Below are 22017 nucleotides of genomic sequence, written 5' to 3' on the forward strand. Positions count from 1 at the left end.
GCTTCATGGCGATCTTGCCGGCGCGGTTCACGCTGGCGAAGTCCGACAGCTTGTTGCGGCGCACGTCACCCGACTTGGTGGCGAACATGATGTCATAGCCGTCCCAGGTGGCCTCGTCCTCGGGCAGGGGCAGGACGTTCATGATGGTGTCGCCGGGCTCGATCGGCAGCAGGTTCACGAACGCCTTGCCGCGCGAGTTGGCGGCCCCCAGCGGCAGGCGCCAGGTCTTCAGCTTGTAGGCCTTGCCGTTGGTGGCGAAGAACAGCACCGGCGTGTGGGTCGAGGCCGAGAACACGCCGACGACGGCGTCCTCGTCCTTCATCCGCATGCCGGCCTTGCCCTTGCCGCCGCGATGCTGGGTCCGATAGTCGGACAGGGCCGTGCGCTTGACGTAGCCGCCGTGGGTCACGGTCACGACCATGTCCTCGCGCGGGATCAGGTCCTCGTACTCGACCTCGAAGTCACCCACGACCATCTCGGTGCGGCGGGGGATGGCGAACTGGTCGCGCACGGCGATCAGCTCCTCGCGCACCACCGCCAGGATGTTGGCGCGATCCGACAGCAGCGTCAGCCGCTCCTGGATGGCGGCCGACACCTCGCGCGCCTCCTCGAAGATCTCGTCGCGGCCCAGGCCGGTCAGGCGCGACAGGGTGAGCGACAGGATGGCCCGGGCCTGCTCGTCCGTCAGGCGGATCGTGCCGCCCTCCAGCACGATGGAGCGCGGATCGGCGATCAGCTCGACCAGGGCGATCATGTCGCCGACCGGCCAGGCCTTGGCCTGCAACTGCTCGCGCGCGTCGGCCGGGTCACTGGCCGCGCGGATCAGGGCCACAACCTCGTCGATGTTGGCCACGGCCACGGCCAGGCCGACCAGCACGTGGCCGCGGTCGCGGTACTTGGCCAGTTCGAACTTGGTGCGCCGGATGACGACCTCTTCCCGGTGGTCCAGGAAGATTTCCAGCAGCTGGCGCAGGCCCATCTGCTCGGGCTTGCCGCGGTTCAGCGCCAGCATGTTGACGCCGAACGAGCTCTGCAGCGCCGTGAACCGGTAGAGCTGGTTCAGGATGACGTCGCCGGGCGCGTCGCGCTTCAGCTCGACCACGATGCGCATGCCGCGCCGGTCGCTCTCGTCGCGGACGTCGGAGATGCCCTCGACCCGCTTCTCGCGGACCAGTTCGGCGATCCGCTCTTGCAGGGTGGCCTTGTTCACCTGATACGGGATCTCGGTGATGATGATGGCCTCGCGGTCCTTGCGGATCGTCTCGATCGTCGCCTTGCCGCGCACGACCACCGAGCCCCGGCCGGTCAGCAGGGCGTTGCGCGCGCCCGTGCGGCCCAGGATCTCGCCACCGGTCGGGAAGTCCGGCCCCGGCACGATCTCCAGCAGGGTCTCGGTCGCGATGTCCGGATCGTCCAGTAGGGCGACCGTGGCGTCGATGATCTCGCCCATGTTGTGAGGCGGGATGTTGGTGGCCATGCCGACGGCGATGCCGCCCGCGCCGTTGACCAGCAGGTTCGGATACCGCGCCGGCAGCACCATCGGCTCCAGCCGGGCGCCGTCGTAGTTTTCCTGGAAGTCGACCGTGCCCTTGTCGATGTCGTCGATCAGGGCCTCGGCGACCTTGGTCATGCGCGATTCCGTGTAGCGCATGGCCGCCGGGGGATCGCCGTCCACCGAGCCGAAGTTGCCCTGGCCGTCGACGAGCAGGATGTTCATCGAGAACGGCTGGGCCATCCGCACCAGGGCGTCGTAGATCGCCTGGTCGCCGTGCGGGTGATACTGACCCATCACTGCGCCGACGATGTTGGCCGACTTGACGTGCTTCTTGTCCGCCGTCTGGCCGCTCTCGTACATCGAGTGGATGATGCGCCGGTGCACGGGCTTGAGGCCGTCGCGCGCGTCCGGCAGGGCGCGCGAGACGATCACGCTCATGGCGTAGTCGAGGTAGGACTTCTTGAGTTCGTCCTCGATGGCGATGGGGGCGATGTCCCCCCGGCCGCCGTCTTGCGAGGCGTGGTCGTCGATATCGTCGGTCAAGGAAATTTCTTCGGGAATCGGAGCGATAAGCGCTCACGGGTTGTTAGCATTTAGAGGCCGGCGGGGCAAACTTGGCTGCTGGGAATCAGAGGGTTTTGGCTGATGCGCAAGCTGTTGATAGGCATGACGTTTTTCGCTTTCGGATCGACTGCGTGCGCGACCGTGGTCCAGCAGCCTGCGCCGACGGGTCCGGAGTCTCCGATCACGGTCGAAATTCGGCTGTCGGATGGGTCTCCCGCCGGTCGCGTGACCATGCTTCACGGGCCCCAAGGCGTGCTCCTCCGCATCGAGGGCGAGAACTGGCCTCAGGGCTGGCACGGCGCGCATCTGCACGCGGTCGGCACGTGCGAGGGTCCCGGCTTCCAGTCGGCGGGTGGCCATGTGAACCACCCGCAGACCCAGCGACCGCACGGCCTGCTGAACTTCGACGGCGGCCCTGACCATGGCGATCTGCAGAACGTCTACGCCCACGCGGACGGCGTCGCGCGGGCCGAGGTCTATCTCGCTTCCCCGGCCCTTGCCGGAGACCACGGTGCGACCAACGCCGACGGTCTCGCCCTGGTCATCCACGCCAGCGCCGACGACCATGTGACCCAGCCGATCGGCGGCGCCGGCGCCCGTATCGCCTGTGCGGTTCTCATCCCGGCAGGCTCGTGATTTGACAGGCGCCGCCGCGCTGGGCGTCATGGCCGCATGACGCTCATGCCCGGCGATCCCGCCCCAATGTTCAAGGCCGCCAGCGCCTCGAACCCCAACTACGCCCTCGACACGGCCGCCGGCCGCTATCTCGTGCTCGCCATTCCTGGACGCGCGGAGGGTGAGGTGCGCGCCGCGCTGGACCTCGCGGCGAAGGTGCGTGCGCGCTTCGATGACGTCCATGCCAGCTTCTTCGGGATCGTGCCTGATACGCCGGAATGGCGCGAAGCCTGCCAGGACCAGTTGCCCGGCGTTCGCTGGCTTTTCGACGCCGAGGGCAGGGCCGCCGAGCTTTACGGCGTGGGCGAGGAGGGGCGCTGGGCCCTGGTCGATCCGACCCTGCGCATCGTCGCCATCGCAGGTGCGCCGGGCGCCGAGCGGCTGCTGGAAGAGGTCGGCCGTCTGCCGCCGCCGGACCTGCACGCCGGGCCACAGACCTTCGCGCCAGTGCTGGCCGTGCCGCGCATCTTCGAGCCGGCCTTCTGCAAGGCCCTGATCGACCACTACGAGGCCGAGGGCGGCGAGCCGTCCGGCTTTATGCGGGAGGTCGACGGGGTCACCCGGCTGATGATGGACGACCGTCACAAGCGGCGTTCCGACGTCCATCTGGAGGACGGCGACCTCAAGTCCCAGGCCCGCGCCCGCATCCTGCGCCGGCTGGTACCGCAGATCGAGAAGGCATTCCAGTACAAGCCGACGCGCATGGAGCGCTATCTGATCGGCTGCTACGAGGCCGACAGCGGCGGCTGGTTCCGGCCGCACCGGGACAACACGACCAAGGGCACGGCGCACCGGCGCTTCGCGGTCTCGATCAATCTCAACTCAGACTTCGACGGGGGGGACCTGCGCTTTCCGGAGTACGGCTCGCGTACCTACCGGCCCACGGTCGGCGGGGCGGTGGTCTTCTCCTGCTCGCTGCTGCACGAGGCCACGCCGGTGACGAAGGGCCGGCGCTTCGCCTTCCTGCCCTTCCTCTACGACGAGGAGGCCGCGAAGATCCGTGAGGCCAACGCCGGTTTCCTGGAGCCGGGCCTGGGCGAATACCGGGCGGGAGCAGCGTCCTAGGCCTTGGCGGCGCCGACGCGCAGGCCGCGCTCGGCCAGGGCGACCAGGGCCACGCCCAGCATCGCCACCAGCCCGCCGGTCAGGATCTGCGGCGTGAGAACATCGCCGAGGAAGGCCACGCCGATCAGGCAGGACACCAGCGGGGTCGCCAGCAGATAGGGCGTCACCCGCCCGGCCTCCCGCTTCTGCACCAGCCAGAACAGCAGGGCGGTGGCGATGATCGAGGAGATCAGGCCCGCCCACAGGACGCTCGCCCAGACCAGGGCGTCGGCGCGGCGGATGGCGGTCCACTGGCCGCTCTCGAACAGCAGGGTGCCGGCGATCATGATCGGCGCCGTGCCGACCGCCAGCAGGCCCTGCATCTTGAAGGGGGACACGCCCCGGCTGCGCCGGGCCAGCACCGTCGCCACCGCCCAGGCCAGCGCTCCGACCAGGCCGATGATGATCGGCAGCACGTCCCGGATGGCGCGCGGATCCGCCGTCATCCAGGCCACCCCGACAAAGGCGACCACGAGGCCGGCCACTGCCAGCCGTTTCAGCCGCTCGCCCAACAGCAGGAAGGCGACCAGCGCAGTGAACGGAATCCACATCTGTTGGGCCACCACGAACGGGCTCAGGTCCTCGGCCAGCCAGTAGCCGACGTAGATCAAGCCGAAATGGATCGGTCCTCCGAGCAGGACCAGCGCCAGCAGGGTCCTGGGATTGGGAAAGGGCGGCCGCAGGAACGGCGCCAGAACGATCGCGGCGATGGCGAACCTCAGCGCCGCCACCAGCAACGGCGGCAGGACATCGGTCGCGACCATGGCCGCAGCGTTGTTGATCCCCCAGATCAGGACGATGGCCGCCAGCGCGGCCACTTCAGGCAGGGTCATCCGGTCGGCGTTCACGACCCTCGCCTAGCTCGGCCCGCGTCGCCGGGCGAGAGCCGTCCGCTACACATCCCGTTTCGGATTGCGAGGCCTAGTCGCGGTCCGGCGCGCCGAGCGGAAAATAGTGCCGGAACCGCCGCGCCTCATCGACGCAGCGCGCCACCGACGGCCGCGCGAGCAGTCGGGCGCGATACGCCTTCAGGTGGGTCAGCTCTTCCGGAATTCGCCGGGTCCAGTCTGCGTAGAACAGGAAGGGCGCCGCCCCGCAGTCGGCCAGGCTGAAGCCATGGTCGGTCGCCCACTCGCGGCCCGCCATGCGCCGGTCGAGCCAGGCGTAGATGGTGTCGAGCGTCTTCATGGCCTGGGCCACGCCGAACGGGTCGCGGTCGCCTTCGCCGCGGATGGCGTCGAAGACCGGTTTGGACTGGGGCGTGGCGACGTAGTTGTCGAAGACGCGGTCCATCATGCGCACCTCGACCGCGGCGGCCGGATCCTCGGGGATCAGGCGCACCGGGCCGGGGTGGTGGACATGCAGGTGCTCGATGATCGAGGTCGCCTCCATGACCGTGCGGTCGCCGTCGACGAGCACCGGGAACAGCTTGATCGGCCACAGCGCCGCCAGCTCCTCCATCGCGCCCGGGTCCTCGAGGAACCTGAACTCGAACGGAATGTCGTTCTCGTACAGCGCGATCAGCGCCTTCTGGCAGTAGGAGGAAAAGGGGTGGGCGTAGAGCTTCATCTCAGTTTCCGTCCGCCGCCCGTTCGATCGCCGCCACGTCGATCCGCTTCTGGCTCAGCATGGCCTCCATGGCCCGCTTGGCGCGCGCGGGGTCGGGGTCGCTCAGCAGCTCGATCATCCGCCGCGGGATGATCTGCCAGGACAGGCCGTAGCGGTCCTTGACCCAGCCGCACTGCTCCGCCTCCGGCACGGACGACAGCGCCTCAGTGAAGCGGTCGGCCTCCGCCTGGTCGGCGCAGTCGATCTGGAACGACACCGCCTCGCTGAACTGGAAGATGGGCGGCCCGTTCAGCCCGGAGAAGCTCTGGCCATTGAGGGTGAACTCCACCACCAGCACATCGCCGGCCTTGTTGCCGGGCGTGTCGATCGGCGTCTTTTGCACGTGATCCACGCGCGAGTTGGGGAACAGGCCGCAGTAGAACTCGGCCGCCTCCAGGGCTTGCCCGTCGAACCACAGGCAGGGGGTGATCTTGGCCTTCGCGGTCGCCATCGTCTCTCTCCGTCACCGGCGGTCCCGTCCGCCGTCATCCCCAGGACGAACGGGAAGCCCTGATTGCGACATCCCGGCGTCAGAAACCTCGGGGAGGGGGAATCTATTCGTCTGGATAGAACACGCCGCGCACGCGCCGACCTTCCTCCGTGGGCGCGCCCTCCATTACAGCGCGGCCGGTCGCGACCCAGATCGTGAGGCTGCTGCCATGCAGCACGTTCATGCCTTGCGTCAGAATCACGTCTCCGGTGATGACCAGGGTCTCGCTCGCGCTGGTCCAGACGGCCCGGTCGCCCCGGGCGACCTGGGTGGGCGTGACGTAGAAGACGTTTCCATCCGCCTCGATCCGTTCGACGTCGTTGCCCATGGCGCTGTCCGAACCCGGCCGGGCCGCTTCGTAATAGATGCGCAGCTCATCGGTGCGCAGGCGGTTCTCACCCTGCATCGCATCGACGCGGCCGCGCCAGATCACCACACGCTCAGACTCGATGGCGTCGACGTCATCGGCTCCCGCGGTGATCGGCCCGCCTCCCGGCGATATCTGTGCCTGGGCCGGATACGCGAAAAGCAGGAAAAGACCGGCGAAACCGAGCAGGGATTTCATCCGCCCAAGGTCGGCGAACCGAGCGCGCTTGGCAATGGCGAGGGCAGGCCGGAATCGGCTCATCTTGGGCGGACTGACGGAGATATCGCGTGACCCCCACTCTCTACGGAATTCCCAACTGCGACACCGTCAAAAAGGCTCGCGTCTGGCTGGACCAGAGCGGCGTGGCACACGCCTTTCACGACTACAAGAAGCAGGGGATCGACCAGTCTCGGCTGGAGGCCTGGGTGGGTGAGCTCGGCTGGGAGACGGTGTTGAACCGATCCGGCACGACATTTCGCGCCCTGACCGACGCGGACAAGTCCGATCTAGACGCGGCCAAGGCGGTGCGGCTGATGCTGGCGCAACCTTCCATGATCAAGCGGCCGATCCTGGACCTGGGCGACCGCCGCATCGCTGGCTTCAAGCCGGAGATCTACGCCGCCGCGTTGGGCCGATGATTTTTTTCGCCGCCCGTGCATCCGATCCGGGCGTCGGCGGCGATCAGTGATCAGAGGGACGGCGCTGGGCCGATCCCGGCAAGTCGGGACGAACGATCATGTGGGAGTTTCTGGAGCGCTTCTGGTGGCTGGTGTTTCCGCTGGCGTGGTTCATTGGAGCAGGCTGGAACAGCCTGCTGAATTATCGTCGGCAACGGGCGACCATCGACCTCATCAAGTCCTACGCCGACGCCGGCAAGGAGCCGCCCGCCGAGCTGATCCGCGCTCTGGAGCGGCCGGTCGACGAGGACGGCGCCCCGGCCGGGCCGCGCCAGAACTGGGGCTGGTACCAGGTCGTGCTCTTCGGCGCGCTGGCGGCGGGCCTCTATTACGTCTCGAGCATCAACCTGTTCGGCGACGACGGCTTCAACAACATGCTGTTCCTGGCCTCGATCGTCCTGGCCGCGCTGGCGCTCGCCTCGATCGTCGCGGCCGTGAGCTTCCGGCGGCCCAAGCCGTAAGCATGGAGAGGGGGGACGACGCCGCCCTGGTCAGGGCGGCGCTTGCGGGATCGGACCAGGCGTTCGGCCTGCTGGTGCACCGACATCAGCAGGCCCTTCGCGCCTTCCTGCGCCGGGCCTGCGGCGCGGACGCCGAGGATGTGGCGCAGGAGGCGTTCGTCACGGCCTGGACGGCCCTGCGCCGCCTGAAGGAGCCCGCCGGTTTCCGAAGCTGGCTGTTCGGCATCGCCTGGAAGAAGGTCCTGACCCGCATGCGCTCGACCCGGCGCGGGGAGGCGAGGGACGGGGCCTGGCTCCAGACCCGGCCGCAGTCGGTCTCGGAGTCTCACGCGGACCGGATGGCGCTGGAGCGGGCCCTGGCGGCGCTCAGCCCCGACCAGCGCGCCGTCGCGGCGCTCTGCCTGGCGCAGGACTGGTCTCATTCCGAGGCCGCTGAGGCTCTGAGTCTGCCGCTCGGTTCGGTGAAGTCGCATCTGGCCCGCGCCCGCGCTAGATTGCTGGAAGTCCTGGGAGAGTCCGATGGACGCTGACGAACGTCTCAAGCGCCTGCTGGCCGACAGCTCGGTCCCGGCCCGCGACTTCGGCTTCCAGGCCGCTGTGATGGAGCGGGTCGCGCGGCGGCGCCTCCTGTTCAGCCTGCTGGCGCTCCTGCCCTGGGCCGTCCTGTCGGCCGTGCTGCTGTGGCTCGCGGCGCCCCATCTCGGCGAGCCGGCGGCAGCCCCGTCCTCGGTCACCGGCGTTGCGGCTTCGGTCCTCGTGCTGGTCTGGGCGGCACGCCGCCTGGCGCGGGCCGACCTGTCCGCCTGGGCTCGGCTGCCGTCCCGGATGCTGACGCCGCGCCTCTAGGCTCGCGCCTTACGAAGATTTCATGCGAAGCTTCGCATCCGGCGGCCTCGCTCGCAGCCTCTTCCCATCAGAAGGCGGGCGCGACGCTTCGCCGAGAGAACGAGGAATACTGCAATGGGTGTCGAAATCCTGGTGCCGCTGGGCTTCTTCGCGATGATCGTCGCGATCGTGCTGGTGCCGTCCTTCTACAAGAGCCGCGAGCGCGCCGAGATGCAGCAGACGGTCCGTCACGCCCTCGACAAGGGCCAGCCCCTGCCGCCCGAGCTGGTGGACGCCATCGCCCGGTCGACCAAGCGTCCCGCCACGGCCCATACCGACCTGCGCACCGGCGTGATCTGGGTCGCCATCGCCCTGGGCGTCGCCACCTTCGGCTACGCCACCTCCTACGTGGAGAATGAGGCCATGCATCCGCTGATGGGCATCGCGGCCATCCCCGGCTTCATCGGCCTGGCCTTCATCATCCTCAGCTTCTTCAACAAGACCAAGGACTGAGGCGCGGGCTGGGCGGAGACCAACGGCCATGTCGGTCACAACATCCAGCCTGTCGGGGTTCCACGACCTGGAGCTGGCCGCCTTCGCGGCGGCCGGCGGCCGGCGGGAGTTCGGCGAACTGGTGCGGCGTCACTCGGCCTCGGTCCGGGGCCTGCTGAGGCGGATGGGGGCGGAAGCCTCGCTCGCCGACGACGTCGCCCAGGACGCCTTCATCCAGGCGTTCGAACGGTGCAGCGAGTTCCGGGGCGAAGGGTCGTTCGCGGCCTGGGTCCGAAAGATCGCGGCGCGCCTCTACATCAAGCGCCGCAGCCGGGAAGCGCGCTGGGCCGACCAGGCCGAGCTCGACGACCAGCCGGATCAAACCCCCGACCGCTCCCGCGCCATCGACCTCGACCAGGCGCTGAAGAGCCTCAGCGAAATCGAACGGGTCTGCGTCTCGCTCTGTCACGGAGCCGGCCTGACCCACTCCGAAATAGCGGCCGCCACGAATTTGCCGCTGGGTACGGTGAAGTCTCATGTCAAACGTGGTCTGGATAAACTTCGAGCCCGGCTGGACGCCGGGCCGGCGCCGGAAGGGAGGCGAGCTCATGTCGGGGCCTGACGCCTTTGATGGTGAGATCGAGCGGCTGTTCGCCCGGCCGCCCGCGCTGGACGGCGGCGAGACCTTCGCCCACCGGGTGGAGCGTCGCCTGGCCCGCGGATCCAGGATCCGCACCGTGGTGGTCGGCGCGGCCGGCCTGGTCGGCGGCGTGCTGGCGGTGCAGCAGGCGGTAGGCTCCGGCTTCACCCTGAACCTGTCGAACCGTCCCGCCGGAGTCACCACGCCGGATGCCGGTCCGACGGTGGCCGGCGGAGACTGGGGTCAGTATCTGGACCTGCTCCAGACCCTGGGGATGGGCCAGGACCTCGCGGCCCTCCCGAGCATGCCCCTGTTCTGGCTGGCGTCCGCCGGCCTGATCCTGGCCGCCGCCTTCACCGCCACCCGCAACGTGAACGCCTGACGTCTGACGGCTCGCCCCGGTTCAGCCCGGGGCGAGCAGCGGCAGAGGGCCCGGCCGCCCGGGAGGGACGGGCGCGGATTCCCCTCACAGCGGCGCCGCGTCGACAAAAAGCCCAGTTTGGGTTGTGAGCATTGATTGCGGCGGGCGCCGTGAGCCTCTAGGTTCGCGGCGCTTTCGGTTTCCGCCCCTATCGGGGTCAGGGGAGATTCTCAGTCTTGTCGGATGTCTTTGAAGAGGTCGAGGAGAACCTCCGGGCCGAAAAGTGGAATGCGCTCTTCAGGCGCTGGTGGCCCGTGGCGGCGGCAGTCGCCGGGGTCCTGCTGCTGATCGCGCTCGGCTTCTGGTTCTTCGACGCGCGCAAGGGCTGGACCGGCGCGGAGGCGTCGGAGGCCTACGCCCGCGGCATGGAAGCGCTTCAGTCCGAGAACGAAGCTGCCGCCGAAGCTGCCTTCGTGGAGGTCGAGGCCGCGGGCAACGCGCCCTACCGCGCCCTGGCGCTCATGCAGCGCGCCGGACTCCGCATCAACCAGGGCGAGACCGAAGAGGCCATCGCCCTGTTCGACCAGGCGGCCGAGGCCACCGGCGAGCCGATGATCGCCGACATCGCCGGCCTCAAGGCGGCCTGGCTGCTCATGGACACGGCCTCCCTCGAGGACATCACGGCCCGGCTCGAGCCCCTGACTGGTGATGATCGCCCGTTTCGCTATCAGGCCCGCGAAGCCCTGGCCCTGGCGCGGCTCCAGCATGGTCAGGCGGACACCGCCCGCAGCGGGTTCCAGGCCCTGACGCTCGACTTGGAGACCCCGGAGTCCCTGCGCCAGCGCGCGCAGGCGGCGCTCAACATGATCGAATCCGGCGTGGCCGCGTCCCTGCCCGGCATCGTCGAGGCCGCGGCGCGCGCCGCCGAAGCCGCTGAAACCGAGGCGCAACGTCCCGGCGCTCCCGCCCAGGGCGGCCAGGCTCCTGGCGCGCCCGCAACCCCGCCCGCCGGTCAATGAAGGCCCAGGTCCGACCCATGAACCGCCGCATCCAGATCGCCGCGACCCTTGGCCTGTCCCTGGCCGTCGCCGGCTGCTCGACCGTGAGCAATACCGCCCGCAACCTCTGGCCGTTCGGCGGAGACGGCAACGAACGCCAGGCTGTAGCGTCCGAAGGCGATCGCGTCTCGATCCTGACTTTCGAGGAGACGGTCACGCCGTCGACCGCGCTGGCGGGTCGCACCTTCACCATCCCGACTCCCCAGGCCGTGACCAGCTGGGCCCTGCCTGGCGGCACCGCGGAGCAGTCGATCGAGCACGCCCAGGCCGGCGAGAATTTCCAGATCGCCTGGCGCCGCGACATCGGCCAGGGCTCCGGCCGCACCACCCAGGTGATGTCGCCGATCGTGGCGGCGGAGGGCCGCATCTACGTCATGGACGGCCACGCCACGGTTTCGGCCGTGGATGCGGCGACCGGCGCGACCATCTGGCGGCATGAGCTGCGTGGCGCCGAAGCCCGCAACGGCGGCTTCTTCGGCTTTGGCGGCGATCGCGACGACCAGGGCTTCGGCGGTGGTGTCGCCTTCTTTGGCGGCAAGGTGTTCGTGACCTCCGGCCTGCGCCAGGTGGCTGCGCTCGACGCCGCGACGGGCGATTTGGTCTGGACCACCGCGACGGAGAGCCCGGTCCACGGTGCGCCGACGGTCTCCGCCGGCCGCGTCTTCGCGGTGGACGTGGACAACCAGATCCTGGCCTTCGACGTGAACACCGGGGACCAGAGCTGGTCCTATCAGGCCATCGCCGAACCCGCCCGCATCCTGCGCGCCTCGAGCGCGGCGGTCACCGGCGAGACGATCATCGCGCCCTTCTCGTCGGGCGAACTCGTGGCGCTGCGCGTCACCAACGGCCAACCGCTGTGGCAGCAGGTGCTGTCGCGGACGAACCGCACCAACGCCCTGTCCGAGATCCGCGACATCGCCGGCCGGCCCGTGATTTATCGCGGCTCGGTCTATGCGGGCAGCCACTCCGGCCTGTTCGCGGCCATGGACGTGCGCACCGGAACGCCGCGCTGGCAGCTGCCGATCGCGACCCTGAACGCCCCCTGGGCCGCCGGTGACGTGGTCTATGTCGTCTCCAAGGCCGGGGAACTGATCACCATCAATCGCGAGAACGGCCAGGTTTACTGGATCACCGACCTGAACGCCGAGCGGACGCGCCAGGAAGGCGGCCTGCTAGGCATCGGCGACCGCACGGTGCGTCCGATCTGGAGCGGCCCGCTGCTGGCCACCAACCGGCTGATCCTCGTGAATTCCGACGGCCAGGCGGTCGCGGTTGACGCCCGCTCGGGCGCCGAGCAGGCCAGCCTGAACCTCGGCGGCCCAGCCTACATCGCCCCCATCGCCTACAACGGCATGATCTACGTGCTGACCGACGAAGGTCAGCTCGTGGCTATCCGCTAGGTCCGGGAGGCCGTTCGATCACGTGAGCCTCAAGGTCGCGATCGTCGGACGGCCGAACGTCGGCAAATCCACGCTGTTCAATCGCCTGGTCGGCAAGAAGCTGGCCATCGTCGATGACAGGCCGGGGGTGACCCGCGACCGCCGCTATGCGCGCGGCGTTCTGGGCGACCTCGAACTCACCTTGATCGACACCGCCGGCTTCGAGGACGTCTCCGACGAGAGCCTGGAGGCGCGCATGCGCCGCCAGACCGAGCTGGCCGTCGACGAGGCCGACGTGGTGCTCTTCGTGGTCGACGCCCGCGAGGGCGTCGTGGCGCTCGACCGCATCTTCGCCGAGCTGCTGCGCCAGCGGCGCGACAAGCCGGTCATCCTCGTCGCCAACAAGGCCGAAGGCCGGGCAGAGGACCTCGGCGTCGGCGAGGCCAACTCCCTCGGCTTCGGTGAGCCCGTCGCCCTGTCCGCCGAGCACGGCGAGGGCATGGCCGACCTCTACCAGGCGGTCCTGCGCTACGAGCCGGAGGAAGACCTCGAAGACGAGGACGAGGCCGGCAAGCCCGTCATGGTCGCCATCATCGGCCGCCCGAACGCCGGCAAGTCGACCCTGGTCAACCGCCTGATCGGCGAAGACCGCCTGCTCACCGGCCCCGAGGCCGGCATCACCCGCGATTCGATCTCGGTCGACTTTGAATGGAACGGCCGGCCGATCCGCCTGGTCGACACCGCCGGCCTGCGCCGCAAGGCCCAGGTCAACGAGAAGCTGGAGAAGCTCTCGGTCGCCGACACCATCCGCGCCATCACCTTCGCCGAGGTCGTCGTGCTCGTCATGGACGAGGAGCACGCCTTCGACACCCAGGACCTGCAGCTCGCCGACCTGGTCGAGCGCGAGGGCCGCGCGCTCGTCTACTGCCTGGCCAAGTGGGATAAGGTCGAGGACGGCGGCGACCGGCTCAAGGAGATGCGCGAGGAGGCCGACCGCAAGCTGCCGCAGCTGCGCGGCGCGCCGCTGGTGGCCCTGTCGGCCCTGACCGGCCGGCACGTCGACCGGCTGATGCCCGCCGTGCTCGACGCCCACCGCCAGTGGTCGGCCAAGGTGAAGACCCGCGACCTCAACGACTGGCTGGCGCTGGCGGTCCAGCGTCACCCGCCGCCCGCCGTCGACGGCCGCCGGATCAAGCCGAAATACATGGCCCAGACCAAGGCCCGGCCGCCGACCTTCGTCCTCTTCGCCAGCCGCGCCACCCAGATGCCCGACCACTACCGGCGCTATCTGATCAATAGCTTGCGCGAAAGCTTCGACCTGCCCGGCGTGCCGATGCGGCTGACGGTCAAGTCGGGCGCTAACCCCTATGCAGAGGGTGGCGACAAGGCCCCGGCCCGCGAGGGCGCCCGCGCCAAGCGCCGGGCCTCCGAGAAGGCCGCGGACGCCCAACCCAAGGCCGTCTCCAAGCGGAAGCCGAAGACCAAGACGGTCAGTGGCGTGAAGGCCGCGGCGTCCGGCAAGTCCGGCGGCTCGGCCCTGGTCGGCAAGCGCGCCCGGGGCGGCGCCCGCCAGGTCAGCCGGTCGGGCCGCGTGCGCACCGGCCAGTCGGGCAAGCCCAAGCGCTAGGCGCGCGCAGCCTTCCACTCCGGAAAGCTCACCAGCCCGGGCGGCGTCCGGTCCGGCCGGCACAGCTCGACCATCAAGGGTCCGATCTCGGACGGCTCGGGATGGATCGCCGGATCCTCACCCGGGTAGGCCTGGGCGCGCAGCTGGGTGCGCATGCGGCCCGGATCGACCACGGCCACGCGGATCGGCGTGTTCTCGATCTCGTCGGCCCAGCAGCGCACCAGGGTCTCGGCCCCCGCCTTGGTCGCCGCATAGGCGCCCCAGAAGGCCTTGGCCGCCTGCGCCACGCTGCTGGTCACATAGACGGCCCGCCCGGCGTCCGACGCCCGCAGCAACGGCTCGAACGAGCGGATCAGTCGATAGACGCCGGTGAAGTTGACCTTCTCGACCCGGGCGAAGTCCCTCAGGTCCGCGTGGCTGACCGGCGTCAGGCCCGCTGCGCCCATGGTCGCGGCCGTGTGCACCCAGGCGTCGATGCGGCCGAAGCGCTCGTAGATCGCCCCTCCCAGCCGGTCGATCGCGCCGCCGTCCACCAGGTCGAAGGGCACGAGCGTCGCGTGCTGGCCCGTTGCGGCGAAGACGGCGTCGTCCAGCTCTTCCAGCCCGCCCTGCGTGCGTGCGGCCGCGACCACGTGCGCGCCGGCCTTGGCCAGGGCCAGGGCCGTGGCGAAACCGATCCCGCGCGACGCGCCGGTGACGACGGCGATGCGGCCGGAGAGGGGGGAGGAGCCGTCCTTGATCATGCCCTGCCTTCTAGCGGCTAATCGCTCTGCGTGAAGGTGTCGCGTCCGCGATCAGGATGTGATTGATCGGCTGCGAGGAAAGTGGGGACGATTCATGCCCGAACTCGGGGGTCCACAGATGATCGAGGTGACGCTGAACGACCGCCGACTCCGTGTCGTCGGCGATCGGCCCCGCATCGCCGAATTCTGGCGCGCCGCCGAGGCGGGCCGCTGGGAGGATGAGACCTTCCGCTTCCTGGACGCCGTCACCGCCGAGTCAGGCGCCGTGCTGGTCGATATCGGCGCCTGGATCGGTCCGGTCTCGCTCTACGCCGCCCCGCGCGTGACGCGGGTCATTGCGCTAGAACCGGATCCCGTCGCCCATTCCGAACTCCTGGCCAATACCTCCGCGAACGCCTCGAACGTCGAGGTGTGGAACGCCGCGGTCGACCGCAATTCGGGCGAGCTGAAGCTCTATGCCCCGGACGGCTTCGGCGGTTCGGAAACCTCGTCGATCGGCGAGGGCGAGGCCGTCACCGTGCGCGCCCTGACCATGGCCGAGATCGACGCGGCGGTGGGCCAGGCTAACCGTGTCATCCTCAAGGTCGACATCGAGGGTCACGAGTACCGCATCCTCGATGACCTGATCCGCTTCGCCCGCGAGCGGAAGGCCGCCGTGCATCTGTCCCTTCACCCGCGCTCGTACTGGAATGACGTCCGCAAGACCTCGGGGCCGCTGGCTGCCCGCCGCGCCACCTTTGACGCCACCTTGTCGGCGATCGAGAGTCTGGGGACCGTCGGTCCGGTCAGCCTGTCGAGCACGGGCGAGCCGTTCAGCCGGGGGGCCCTGTTCCGGCGCATCTTCCTGAAGCGCCGGCCCAAGAACTTCAGTGTCGAGGTGCGGTCGCCCGCCTAGGCGCTAACCAGCAGAGACAGCTGGCGGCTGACCACGTCGCGGCCGCCTTCCTCCATCTCCCGGTCGATCAGACGGGTCGGATAGTCGCCGGTGAAATAGTGGTCGGTGAACTGCGGGGCGGCGTTGTTGCGGCCCGGCTCGCCCATGGCGCGGTAGAGGCCGTCGATCGACAGGAAGCCCAGCGTGTCCACCTCCAGCTTCTCGCGCATCTCCTCCAGGCTCAGGTTCGCGGCCATCAGCTGGTCACGGTCCGGCATGTCGATGCCGTAGAAGTCCGGATACAGGATCTGCGGGCTGGCCGAGCGCAGGTGAACCTCCGCCGCGCCCGCCGCGCGCACGGCGCGGACCAGCTTCAGTGAGGTCGTGCCGCGCACGATGGAGTCGTCGATCAGCACCACCCGCTTGCCGGCCAAGGCGGACTTGTTGGGGCTGTGCTTCATGCGCACGCCGAGCTGGCGCGCGCCCTGGCTCGGCTGGATGAAGGTGCGGCCCAGGTAGTGGCTGCGGATGATGCCCATCTCGAAGGGCAGGCCGCTCTCCTGAGCGTAGCCGAGCGCGGCGGGCACGCCGGAATCCGGCACCGGCACCACGATGTCGGCCTCGACGCCGTGCTCCTGCGCGAGGCCCCGGCCCATGGCCTTGCGGACCTCGTAGACGGAGCGGCCGTTCACCACCGAATCCGGCCGCGAGAAATAGACGTACTCGAACAGGCACGGCCGGGCCGTGCGCTCGGGGAAGGGCTTGATCGACCGCAGGCCTTGGCGGTCCACGACGATGACCTCGCCGTTCTCGACGTCGCGCTCGAACGTGGCGCCGATCATGTCGAGCGCGCAGGTCTCGGAGGCCAGCACCCAGGCCTCGCCCAGCCTGCCGAGCACCAGCGGCCGGATGCCCAGCGGGTCGCGCGCGCCGATCATCTTGTGGCGCGTCTGTGCGACCAGGGCGTAGCCGCCCTCGATACGGCTGAGCGCATCGATGAAGCGGTCCACCGTCTTGGCGCGGCGACTGCGCGCGATCAGGTGCAGGATCACCTCGGAGTCCGAGGTCGACTGGAAGATGGCGCCTTCGCCGACCAGCTGGTTCCGCAGCTGCAGGAAGTTGGTCAGGTTGCCGTTGTGCGCCAGCGCGATGCCGCCGGAGTCGAGGTCCGCGAACATCGGCTGAATGTTGCGCAGGAAGCTGCCGCCCGCGGTCGAATAGCGGGTGTGGCCGACCGCCGCCGTCCCCGGCATGCGCTTGGACAGGTCCGAGCCGCCGAAGGCCTCCCCGACCAGACCCATGTGCCGCTCGGTATGGAACCGCTCGTCCGCCACGCTGGCGATGCCGCAGGCCTCCTGGCCCCGGTGCTGAAGCGCATGCAGGCCCAGCGCGACGATCGACGAGGCTTCGTCCGCGGTCGCGCCCCACACGCCGCAGACCCCGCACTCGAGGCGCAGGGTGTCGTCATCGGGATCGCGATGCGGAACAGGGCCGCTGGGGAGGGCGGTCATGGTCATTATCCGGGCTGGGAGGCCGCCTCTGTATCAGATGATTGGGACGAGTCCGAGGCGCCCCGGCGCACCGAATCCGTCACCGTTGGCGTAACGCTGTCCGCCGCCCGTCCGATCCCCGGCAGCACGGCCTGGATGGCGCGGGCCGAGCCCGTGGCGATCGGATGAACAGCCGCCTCGCGGTACCAGCCCGGAATCCTGTCCGGCGTCTGGGCCGCGTAGAAGATCAGGTGGATCACGCCCAGCATGACCAGCGCCCGGGCAAGCCCAAAGGCCACGCCGACGCCGCGATCGACGGGGCCCAGCTGCTGGTGCTCGCGCATCGACCGGCTGGCCCAGGCGCCGAGCAGCCGGACCCCGAAGTAGACGAAGAAGAAGGTCAGCACCGCCGCCAGCACCGTCCCGACCCAGTCAGGATCGAAAATCCCTCGCCCGAGCGGCCCGGTCACCGGCAGGGCGACGAGCGCGATGAGGGCCGCCAGCACGAAGGAGAACAGGCTGATGATCTCGCGCGCGCCGCCGCGAACCCAGCCCGCCATCGCGGAGAAGAGGATCACGATGACGGCGAAGAGATCGTATCCGGTCATCTGCCGCGCGGTCCGCCTGCGAAGGCCCCATCATCAATGCGCTCGAGCGCTTCGGCAAGGCGCGATACGGACGCGACGTCCAGCACCCTGGCCTCGGCGGCGGCCGCCGGCCCCAGCGCCAGGTCGAATCCCAGCTTGGCCGCTTCCTTCATCCGCGACTCCATCCGGTTCACGGCCCGGACCTCGCCCGACAGGCTGATCTCGCCGAAGACGACGCAGCGCTGGGGCAGGGGGCGATCGAGGGCCGAGGACACCAGCGCCGCCGCCGCCGCCAGGTCGGCCGCCGGCTCTGAAATGCGCAGGCCCCCCGCCACGTTCAGATAGACGTCCTTGTCTCCGAAGCCGAGGCCGCAGCGCGCCTCCAGCACGGCCAACACCATGGCCAGCCGGCCGTTGTCCCAGCCGACCACAGCCCGGCGCGGCGTGCCGTAGGCGGACGGCGCGACCAGGGCCTGGACCTCGACCAGCACCGGACGGGACCCCTCGATGCCGGCGAACACCACGGAGCCCGCCGCCCGCTCGCCGCCTTCGCCGAGGAACAGGGCGGACGGGTTGGAGACCTCGTTCAGGCCCCGGTCCCCCATCTCGAAGACGCCGATCTCGTCGGTTGCGCCGAAGCGGTTCTTGCCGGCGCGCAAGATGCGGAACGGATAGCCCCGCTCGCCCTCGAAGGAGAGGACGGCGTCGACCATGTGCTCGACCACGCGGGGCCCGGCGACCTGACCCTCCTTGGTGACATGGCCGACCAGCACGATGGCCACACCCTTGCGCTTGGCCAGTCGCACCAGTTCGCCGGCGCAGGCGCGCACCTGGGTGACGGAGCCGGGCCCGGCCTCGTGGGCGTCGCTCCACAGGGTCTGAACGGAGTCGATGATGACCAGATCGAAGCTGTCGCGCTTCAGCCCGTCGAGGATCTCGCGCAGGCTCGTCTCGGCGGCCAGGTTCACCGGCGCGTCGGCCAGGCCCATGCGCGCGGCGCGAGAGCGGATCTGCTCGACCGCCTCTTCGCCCGAGATGTAGGCGACCTTCGCGCCCGCCTTGGCGGCCTGGGCCGTCACCTGCAGCAGAAGGGTCGATTTCCCAACGCCCGGATCGCCGGCCAGCAGGATGGCCGATCCCGGCACAACCCCGCCGCCACAGACGCGGTCGAATTCGGCCACGCCGGTCATCAGGCGCGGCGGCTCGGGCGTCTCGGACCTCAGGTCCTCGAAACCCAGACCCCGTCCGCGCGAGGGCTTCAGCGCGCCCGGCGGCCGCGCCTGGGTCTCTTCCACCAGGGTGTTCCACGCCTGGCACGCGCCGCACTGGCCGGCCCACTTGGCGTGGACCGCGCCGCAAGCCTGGCAGACATAGATCGCGCCGTCGCGGGCCATGGAAATCCCTTATCAGAGCCGCGCTGATTCTGCGGCGGATCGGGGATGGGGCAGAGCTGCGACAGACACGGTCGCAGCTGCGCGACCTGCGACCGGCTAGGCGACTTTGTATCTCAAGGCTGGCTGCTAGGCCTCGCAGCGCAGGATCACGTTGGTGCAGGGGTCGCGCACCGCGTTCGGGAAGCCATCATTGCAGATGATTTCCAGTGTGTAGCCCACATGCGCGTTGGGCACGTTCTGGTTCTCCTGCTCGCAGGCGCCGGTGCCGCGCGGGCCGCTGTCGTAACAGAAGCCAGGGCCACAGGGCTCGACGGTGTACCCTTCGGGGGACCAAGGACACTTGCGAGCCGTCTGAACTTGTTCCGGGCAAACGGGTGTCTGCGCATCGTCGCCGGACTCGGCGCGATTCAGCATCGCTGGTCCAGCCTGGACCGGGTCGTCGGCGGACATCCTGCCAAGCTGACCTGAAAGAACGTAGACGCCTCCCGCCAGGAGGGCGAAGACCACTATGCCCCCAACCACGGTGGCGAGGCTGACACCTCCCGTTGTCGCCGCTGTCGTTCCCGCCGCGGATCCTGCCGCCGCGGCTCCAAGTTCCGTGATGCCGTAGCGGGCGATGATCCTGCCAGCGAGTTCGGCCATCCGGCCCGTACCCGAGCGGGAGGCGGTCAGGACCTGCGCTTCAAGATGCGCAACACTCACGCCGGCGACCTTAGCCGCCTCCTCAAGCGTGTAGATGCCCGCCGAAAGTTTGGTGAAGATGTCGAGCCAGTCGATTGCCATCGCAGACCTCAAGGGCTGGCGGATGCACTCACTCAACTGAAAGGTGAAGACTGCGCGTCCGGAACTCGAGAGTCAATGTTCTCTCAAGGCCGAGCGGTCGAGCATCAGCATTACACGTATACCCGAGGCACGCGCGGGCTCACCGAGGTCAGCAGCTCATAGGCGATGGTCCCGGCCTCGGACGCCGCGACGTCGACCGGATGGTTGGGGCCGAACAGTTCGACCGTGTCCCCGGCCGTGACCTCAAGCCCGGTCACGTCGACGCACATGAGGTCCATGGAGATGCGGCCCACCACCGGCCTCAGTTCTCCGCCGACGAAGACGCGGCCGCGCGGGGACCAGCTGCGCAGGACCCCGTCCGCGTAGCCCGCGGCCACCGTGGCCACCATCATCGGCCGATCGGCCTCGAAGGTCCGGCCGTAGCCGACCGTCTCGCCGGCCAGCAGGTCCCGGACCTGGAGGATGTCCGCCGTGAACCTGGCGACCGGCCGGATGCGCTCGTCAGGCCGTCCCTCGGGCCCGCCCCCATAGAGGCAGACCCCGGGTCGCACCGCGTCGAAAATGAAGTCCGGCCCGAGGAACACCCCGCCAGAGTTGGCGAACGACCGCACCGTTCCCGGGTATTTCCGCGCCGCCAGTTCGAAGGCCGCCCGCTGGGCCCGGTTCATCGGGTGTCCCGGCTCGTCCGCGCAGGCCAGGTGGCTGACCACCATCTCCAGTCCGGCGAAGGGCTCAGGCGCCTCCTCCGGCCGGACGCCGAGCCGGTTCATGCCCGTGTCGATATGAAGCCCGCACGGTCCCCCGTCGGACCCTAGCCAGCGCTTGATCTGCTCCAGCGAGCTCAGCACCGGCCTCAGCTGCGAGGCCTGGAGCCTCAGCACGTCCTTGGGCCCGCAGCCGTCGAGAACGTAGATGATCGGCTTCGACCCGACCGCCTTCCTGAGCGCCTCCCCGCCGCCCACGCGGGCGACGAAGAAGGTGTCCGCCCCCTCGGCCAGCAGGCGCCGGGCTACAGCCGCCGCTCCCAGGCCGTAGCCGTCCGCCTTGACTACCGGGTGCACAGGCGCCCCGGCCACCCGCGTCAGCGTGTGGAAGTTGGCCGCCAGCGCGTCCAGGTCGACGAAGAGCCGGGCCGGGGAGGGCATTGGGGAAGGTGCTTAGGCCGCCGTGGCCTTGACGATCTTGCCCGGATTGCGCGGCGGCTCGCCCTTGGGCAGGGCGTCGATGATGTCCATGCCCTCGGTGACCTCGCCCCAGACCGTGTACTGCCGGTCCAGGAAGCGCGCGTCGTCGAAGCAGATGAAGAACTGGCTGTTGGCGCTGTTCGGGTCCGAGGTCCGGGCCATGGAGCAGACGCCGCGCACGTGCGGCGCGTCCGAGAACTCCTGCTTCAGGTTGGGCTTCTTGGAGCCCGAGGTGCCCGTGCCGGTGGGATCGCCGCCCTGGGCCATGAAGCCCGGGATCACCCGGTGGAAGACCACGCCATCGTAGAAGCCCTCGTTGGCCAGCTCGGAGATGCGCTGGACGTGGCCGGGCGCCAGGTCGGAGCGCAGCCGGATGACGACATCGCCCTGGGTCTCGCCCGTGTCGATGGTGAAGGTCAGGGTTTGCGGCAGGTCGGACATCGGCGGCTCCTTGGAGAAGGCCGCCTTCTAGGCTTCGCCGCCGGGGGAGGAAACCCGCTTTTCGGCCTCAGAGGCCCGCGAGGTGTTCCTTGGTCTTGGATTCCAGCTCGGCCGCGAGCGCGCCGCCGACCGGATGCTCGTCCGTCTGGATGCCGTCGCGCACCACGGCCTTGATGGCGTCGATGTGGGCGTCGACCAGATAGAGCGGCGCCTTCATCCGCACATCGCTGTCGATGAGCTTGCAGAGCGAGCCCGCGATGCGGGTGACGATCGGATATTCATAGGTAGCGCCCAGACCCTTGAGGTCGTGCGCGCGCATGTAGAGCTGCTCCATCGTCTGGGGCATCACCCCCACCATCCGGATTTCACCGCGGGCCGCCTCCAGCTTGGAGACCTCGTCGTTCAGCCACTGGCCGAACTGCGACGACAGGTCCTTCAGCGCGGCCTCGGCCCGGGCGACCGCCGCGGCGTCGATGCCGAACCCGCCTCCGCCAACCTTGAGGCGCAGGGTATTGGGCGGCTGGATGAACTGAGCAGCGGGTTTGGTCACGGATACGCTCCACACAGGACGAGCGCATCATGCATGCGACGGCTTAAGGACTTGTGACCGCTCAGGAAGCGAATTGCTCGGCCAGGACGCGCTCCTCATAGGTGCGGTCGGCGTCGAACAGCATTGTCATTCTCAGATCGCGCCGCTC

The 22017-nt window shown here is 69.3% G+C and carries 26 protein-coding genes; 13 read left to right on the top strand and 13 right to left on the bottom strand.

Annotation, left to right across the window (positions count from 1 at the left end; translation table 11 throughout):
* Nucleotides 1-2038 (bottom strand): DNA gyrase subunit A (gene gyrA, locus Q0M60_RS02730; RefSeq protein WP_296815623.1); only part of this gene is annotated, 2038 nt, incomplete at its 3' end.
* Nucleotides 2039-2140: 102 nt separating this feature from the next.
* On the opposite strand from gyrA, the gene Q0M60_RS02735 reads away from it, so the two are divergent.
* Both Q0M60_RS02735 and Q0M60_RS02740 read left to right on the top strand, forming a co-directional pair.
* Nucleotides 2141-2695 (top strand): superoxide dismutase family protein, encoded by a 555-nt coding sequence (locus tag Q0M60_RS02735; protein ID WP_296815624.1) that lies wholly within the window; start codon nt 2141-2143, stop codon nt 2693-2695.
* 66 nt (nt 2696-2761) lie between these two features.
* Nucleotides 2762-3799 carry a 2OG-Fe(II) oxygenase gene (locus Q0M60_RS02740; protein ID WP_366855461.1) on the top strand — a complete coding sequence of 346 codons (1038 nt, stop codon included), beginning with the start codon at nt 2762-2764 and terminating at the stop codon, nt 3797-3799.
* On the opposite strand, the gene Q0M60_RS02745 is transcribed toward Q0M60_RS02740, so the two are convergent.
* The 4 genes from Q0M60_RS02745 to Q0M60_RS02760 form a co-directional block, all read right to left on the bottom strand.
* Entirely contained in the window at nt 3796-4686 is an 891-nt protein-coding gene (locus Q0M60_RS02745) for a DMT family transporter (protein WP_366855463.1), read from the bottom strand. The two genes, Q0M60_RS02740 and Q0M60_RS02745, sit on opposite strands and share 4 nt — an antisense overlap.
* 73 nt (nt 4687-4759) lie before the next feature.
* Nucleotides 4760-5407 carry a glutathione S-transferase family protein gene (locus Q0M60_RS02750; RefSeq protein WP_296815627.1) on the bottom strand — a complete coding sequence of 216 codons (648 nt, stop codon included), beginning with the start codon at nt 5405-5407 and terminating at the stop codon, nt 4760-4762.
* A 1-nt stretch (nt 5408) separates the two neighbouring features.
* Nucleotides 5409-5897: a VOC family protein gene (locus tag Q0M60_RS02755; protein WP_296815629.1), complete on the bottom strand. Its 489-nt coding sequence runs from the start codon at nt 5895-5897 to the stop codon at nt 5409-5411.
* A 103-nt stretch (nt 5898-6000) separates the two neighbouring features.
* Nucleotides 6001-6501 carry an LptA/OstA family protein gene (locus Q0M60_RS02760; RefSeq protein ID WP_296815632.1) on the bottom strand — a complete coding sequence of 167 codons (501 nt, stop codon included), beginning with the start codon at nt 6499-6501 and terminating at the stop codon, nt 6001-6003.
* An 89-nt stretch (nt 6502-6590) separates the two neighbouring features.
* Between Q0M60_RS02760 and Q0M60_RS02765 the strand changes: the two genes are divergently transcribed.
* The 10 genes from Q0M60_RS02765 (at nt 6591) to der (ending at nt 13823) form a co-directional block, all read left to right on the top strand.
* Nucleotides 6591-6941, top strand: coding sequence for an arsenate reductase (locus tag Q0M60_RS02765; RefSeq protein ID WP_296815635.1), 351 nt, complete (start codon nt 6591-6593; stop codon nt 6939-6941).
* A 98-nt stretch (nt 6942-7039) separates the two neighbouring features.
* A complete protein-coding gene (locus Q0M60_RS02770; protein ID WP_296815636.1) occupies nt 7040-7441 on the top strand; it encodes a hypothetical protein in 402 nt (133 codons plus the stop codon).
* Between the two features lie 2 nt (nt 7442-7443).
* Complete coding sequence (locus tag Q0M60_RS02775; protein ID WP_296815638.1) at nt 7444-7971, top strand: RNA polymerase sigma factor; 528 nt, start codon at nt 7444-7446, stop codon at nt 7969-7971.
* The gene (locus Q0M60_RS02780) at nt 7961-8287 is read left to right on the top strand and encodes a hypothetical protein (RefSeq protein ID WP_296815640.1); all 327 of its coding nucleotides are present in this window, start codon (nt 7961-7963) and stop codon (nt 8285-8287) included. Before Q0M60_RS02775 ends, Q0M60_RS02780 begins: the two co-directional genes overlap by 11 nt.
* Before the next feature lie 114 nt (nt 8288-8401).
* Complete coding sequence (locus Q0M60_RS02785) at nt 8402-8779, top strand: DUF6249 domain-containing protein (RefSeq protein ID WP_296815642.1); 378 nt, start codon at nt 8402-8404, stop codon at nt 8777-8779.
* A 28-nt stretch (nt 8780-8807) separates the two neighbouring features.
* Entirely contained in the window at nt 8808-9380 is a 573-nt protein-coding gene (locus tag Q0M60_RS02790; RefSeq protein WP_296815644.1) for an RNA polymerase sigma factor, read from the top strand.
* Entirely contained in the window at nt 9367-9780 is a 414-nt protein-coding gene (locus Q0M60_RS02795; protein ID WP_296815646.1) for a hypothetical protein, read from the top strand. Before Q0M60_RS02790 ends, Q0M60_RS02795 begins: the two co-directional genes overlap by 14 nt.
* Nucleotides 9781-9995: 215 nt before the next feature.
* The gene (locus tag Q0M60_RS02800) at nt 9996-10778 is read left to right on the top strand and encodes a tetratricopeptide repeat protein (protein ID WP_296815648.1); all 783 of its coding nucleotides are present in this window, start codon (nt 9996-9998) and stop codon (nt 10776-10778) included.
* 17 nt (nt 10779-10795) lie between these two features.
* The gene (locus Q0M60_RS02805) at nt 10796-12217 is read left to right on the top strand and encodes a PQQ-like beta-propeller repeat protein (protein WP_296815649.1); all 1422 of its coding nucleotides are present in this window, start codon (nt 10796-10798) and stop codon (nt 12215-12217) included.
* A gap of 22 nt (nt 12218-12239) precedes the next feature.
* Complete coding sequence (gene der / locus Q0M60_RS02810; RefSeq protein WP_296815651.1) at nt 12240-13823, top strand: ribosome biogenesis GTPase Der; 1584 nt, start codon at nt 12240-12242, stop codon at nt 13821-13823.
* Here the strand turns inward: der and Q0M60_RS02815 are convergent.
* Nucleotides 13820-14566: an SDR family NAD(P)-dependent oxidoreductase gene (locus tag Q0M60_RS02815; protein WP_296815653.1), complete on the bottom strand. Its 747-nt coding sequence runs from the start codon at nt 14564-14566 to the stop codon at nt 13820-13822. The two genes, der and Q0M60_RS02815, sit on opposite strands and share 4 nt — an antisense overlap.
* A gap of 94 nt (nt 14567-14660) precedes the next feature.
* Here Q0M60_RS02815 and Q0M60_RS02820 point away from each other — a divergent pair, with 94 nt between their 5' ends.
* The gene (locus tag Q0M60_RS02820) at nt 14661-15461 is read left to right on the top strand and encodes an FkbM family methyltransferase (protein ID WP_296815655.1); all 801 of its coding nucleotides are present in this window, start codon (nt 14661-14663) and stop codon (nt 15459-15461) included.
* Here the strand turns inward: Q0M60_RS02820 and purF are convergent.
* The 7 genes from purF to Q0M60_RS02855 form a co-directional block, all read right to left on the bottom strand.
* A complete protein-coding gene (purF, locus tag Q0M60_RS02825; RefSeq protein ID WP_296815657.1) occupies nt 15458-16951 on the bottom strand; it encodes an amidophosphoribosyltransferase in 1494 nt (497 codons plus the stop codon). The two genes, Q0M60_RS02820 and purF, sit on opposite strands and share 4 nt — an antisense overlap.
* Before the next feature lie 5 nt (nt 16952-16956).
* Complete coding sequence (locus Q0M60_RS02830; RefSeq protein ID WP_296815658.1) at nt 16957-17538, bottom strand: CvpA family protein; 582 nt, start codon at nt 17536-17538, stop codon at nt 16957-16959.
* Entirely contained in the window at nt 17535-18911 is a 1377-nt protein-coding gene (gene radA, locus Q0M60_RS02835; protein WP_296815660.1) for a DNA repair protein RadA, read from the bottom strand. The genes Q0M60_RS02830 and radA overlap by 4 nt, the downstream gene beginning before the upstream one ends.
* Nucleotides 18912-19037: 126 nt before the next feature.
* Complete coding sequence (locus Q0M60_RS02840) at nt 19038-19694, bottom strand: hypothetical protein (RefSeq protein WP_296815662.1); 657 nt, start codon at nt 19692-19694, stop codon at nt 19038-19040.
* A 110-nt stretch (nt 19695-19804) separates the two neighbouring features.
* A complete protein-coding gene (gene alr / locus Q0M60_RS02845; RefSeq protein WP_296815663.1) occupies nt 19805-20839 on the bottom strand; it encodes an alanine racemase in 1035 nt (344 codons plus the stop codon).
* A gap of 12 nt (nt 20840-20851) precedes the next feature.
* Complete coding sequence (locus Q0M60_RS02850) at nt 20852-21319, bottom strand: peptidylprolyl isomerase (protein ID WP_296815665.1); 468 nt, start codon at nt 21317-21319, stop codon at nt 20852-20854.
* Between the two features lie 67 nt (nt 21320-21386).
* Nucleotides 21387-21869, bottom strand: coding sequence for an Hpt domain-containing protein (locus tag Q0M60_RS02855; protein WP_296815668.1), 483 nt, complete (start codon nt 21867-21869; stop codon nt 21387-21389).
* Nucleotides 21870-22017 lie beyond the last annotated feature (148 nt).

This window comes from Brevundimonas sp. (assembly GCF_024711105.1).
Taxonomy (GTDB): Bacteria; Pseudomonadota; Alphaproteobacteria; order Caulobacterales; family Caulobacteraceae; genus Brevundimonas.

Bases quoted from the DNA above. Each gene is read 5' to 3' on its own strand.
- Q0M60_RS02785 (WP_296815642.1), top strand. From the start codon at position 8,402: ATGGGTGTCGAAATCCTGGTGCCGCTGGGCTTCTTCGCGATGATCGTC.
- Q0M60_RS02815 (WP_296815653.1), bottom strand. From the start codon at position 14,566: ATGATCAAGGACGGCTCCTCCCCCCTCTCCGGCCGCATCGCCGTCGTC.
- Q0M60_RS02770 (WP_296815636.1), top strand. From the start codon at position 7,040: ATGTGGGAGTTTCTGGAGCGCTTCTGGTGGCTGGTGTTTCCGCTGGCG.
- alr (WP_296815663.1), bottom strand. From the start codon at position 20,839: ATGCCCTCCCCGGCCCGGCTCTTCGTCGACCTGGACGCGCTGGCGGCC.
- Q0M60_RS02790 (WP_296815644.1), top strand. From the start codon at position 8,808: ATGTCGGTCACAACATCCAGCCTGTCGGGGTTCCACGACCTGGAGCTG.
- Q0M60_RS02830 (WP_296815658.1), bottom strand. From the start codon at position 17,538: ATGACCGGATACGATCTCTTCGCCGTCATCGTGATCCTCTTCTCCGCG.
- radA (WP_296815660.1), bottom strand. From the start codon at position 18,911: ATGGCCCGCGACGGCGCGATCTATGTCTGCCAGGCTTGCGGCGCGGTC.
- Q0M60_RS02750 (WP_296815627.1), bottom strand. From the start codon at position 5,407: ATGAAGCTCTACGCCCACCCCTTTTCCTCCTACTGCCAGAAGGCGCTG.
- Q0M60_RS02775 (WP_296815638.1), top strand. From the start codon at position 7,444: ATGGAGAGGGGGGACGACGCCGCCCTGGTCAGGGCGGCGCTTGCGGGA.
- Q0M60_RS02820 (WP_296815655.1), top strand. From the start codon at position 14,661: ATGCCCGAACTCGGGGGTCCACAGATGATCGAGGTGACGCTGAACGAC.
- Q0M60_RS02755 (WP_296815629.1), bottom strand. From the start codon at position 5,897: ATGGCGACCGCGAAGGCCAAGATCACCCCCTGCCTGTGGTTCGACGGG.
- Q0M60_RS02840 (WP_296815662.1), bottom strand. From the start codon at position 19,694: ATGGCAATCGACTGGCTCGACATCTTCACCAAACTTTCGGCGGGCATC.
- Q0M60_RS02740 (WP_366855461.1), top strand. From the start codon at position 2,762: ATGTTCAAGGCCGCCAGCGCCTCGAACCCCAACTACGCCCTCGACACG.
- Q0M60_RS02850 (WP_296815665.1), bottom strand. From the start codon at position 21,319: ATGTCCGACCTGCCGCAAACCCTGACCTTCACCATCGACACGGGCGAG.
- Q0M60_RS02760 (WP_296815632.1), bottom strand. From the start codon at position 6,501: ATGAAATCCCTGCTCGGTTTCGCCGGTCTTTTCCTGCTTTTCGCGTAT.
- Q0M60_RS02780 (WP_296815640.1), top strand. From the start codon at position 7,961: ATGGACGCTGACGAACGTCTCAAGCGCCTGCTGGCCGACAGCTCGGTC.
- purF (WP_296815657.1), bottom strand. From the start codon at position 16,951: ATGACCGCCCTCCCCAGCGGCCCTGTTCCGCATCGCGATCCCGATGAC.
- Q0M60_RS02735 (WP_296815624.1), top strand. From the start codon at position 2,141: ATGCGCAAGCTGTTGATAGGCATGACGTTTTTCGCTTTCGGATCGACT.
- Q0M60_RS02805 (WP_296815649.1), top strand. From the start codon at position 10,796: ATGAACCGCCGCATCCAGATCGCCGCGACCCTTGGCCTGTCCCTGGCC.
- Q0M60_RS02795 (WP_296815646.1), top strand. From the start codon at position 9,367: ATGTCGGGGCCTGACGCCTTTGATGGTGAGATCGAGCGGCTGTTCGCC.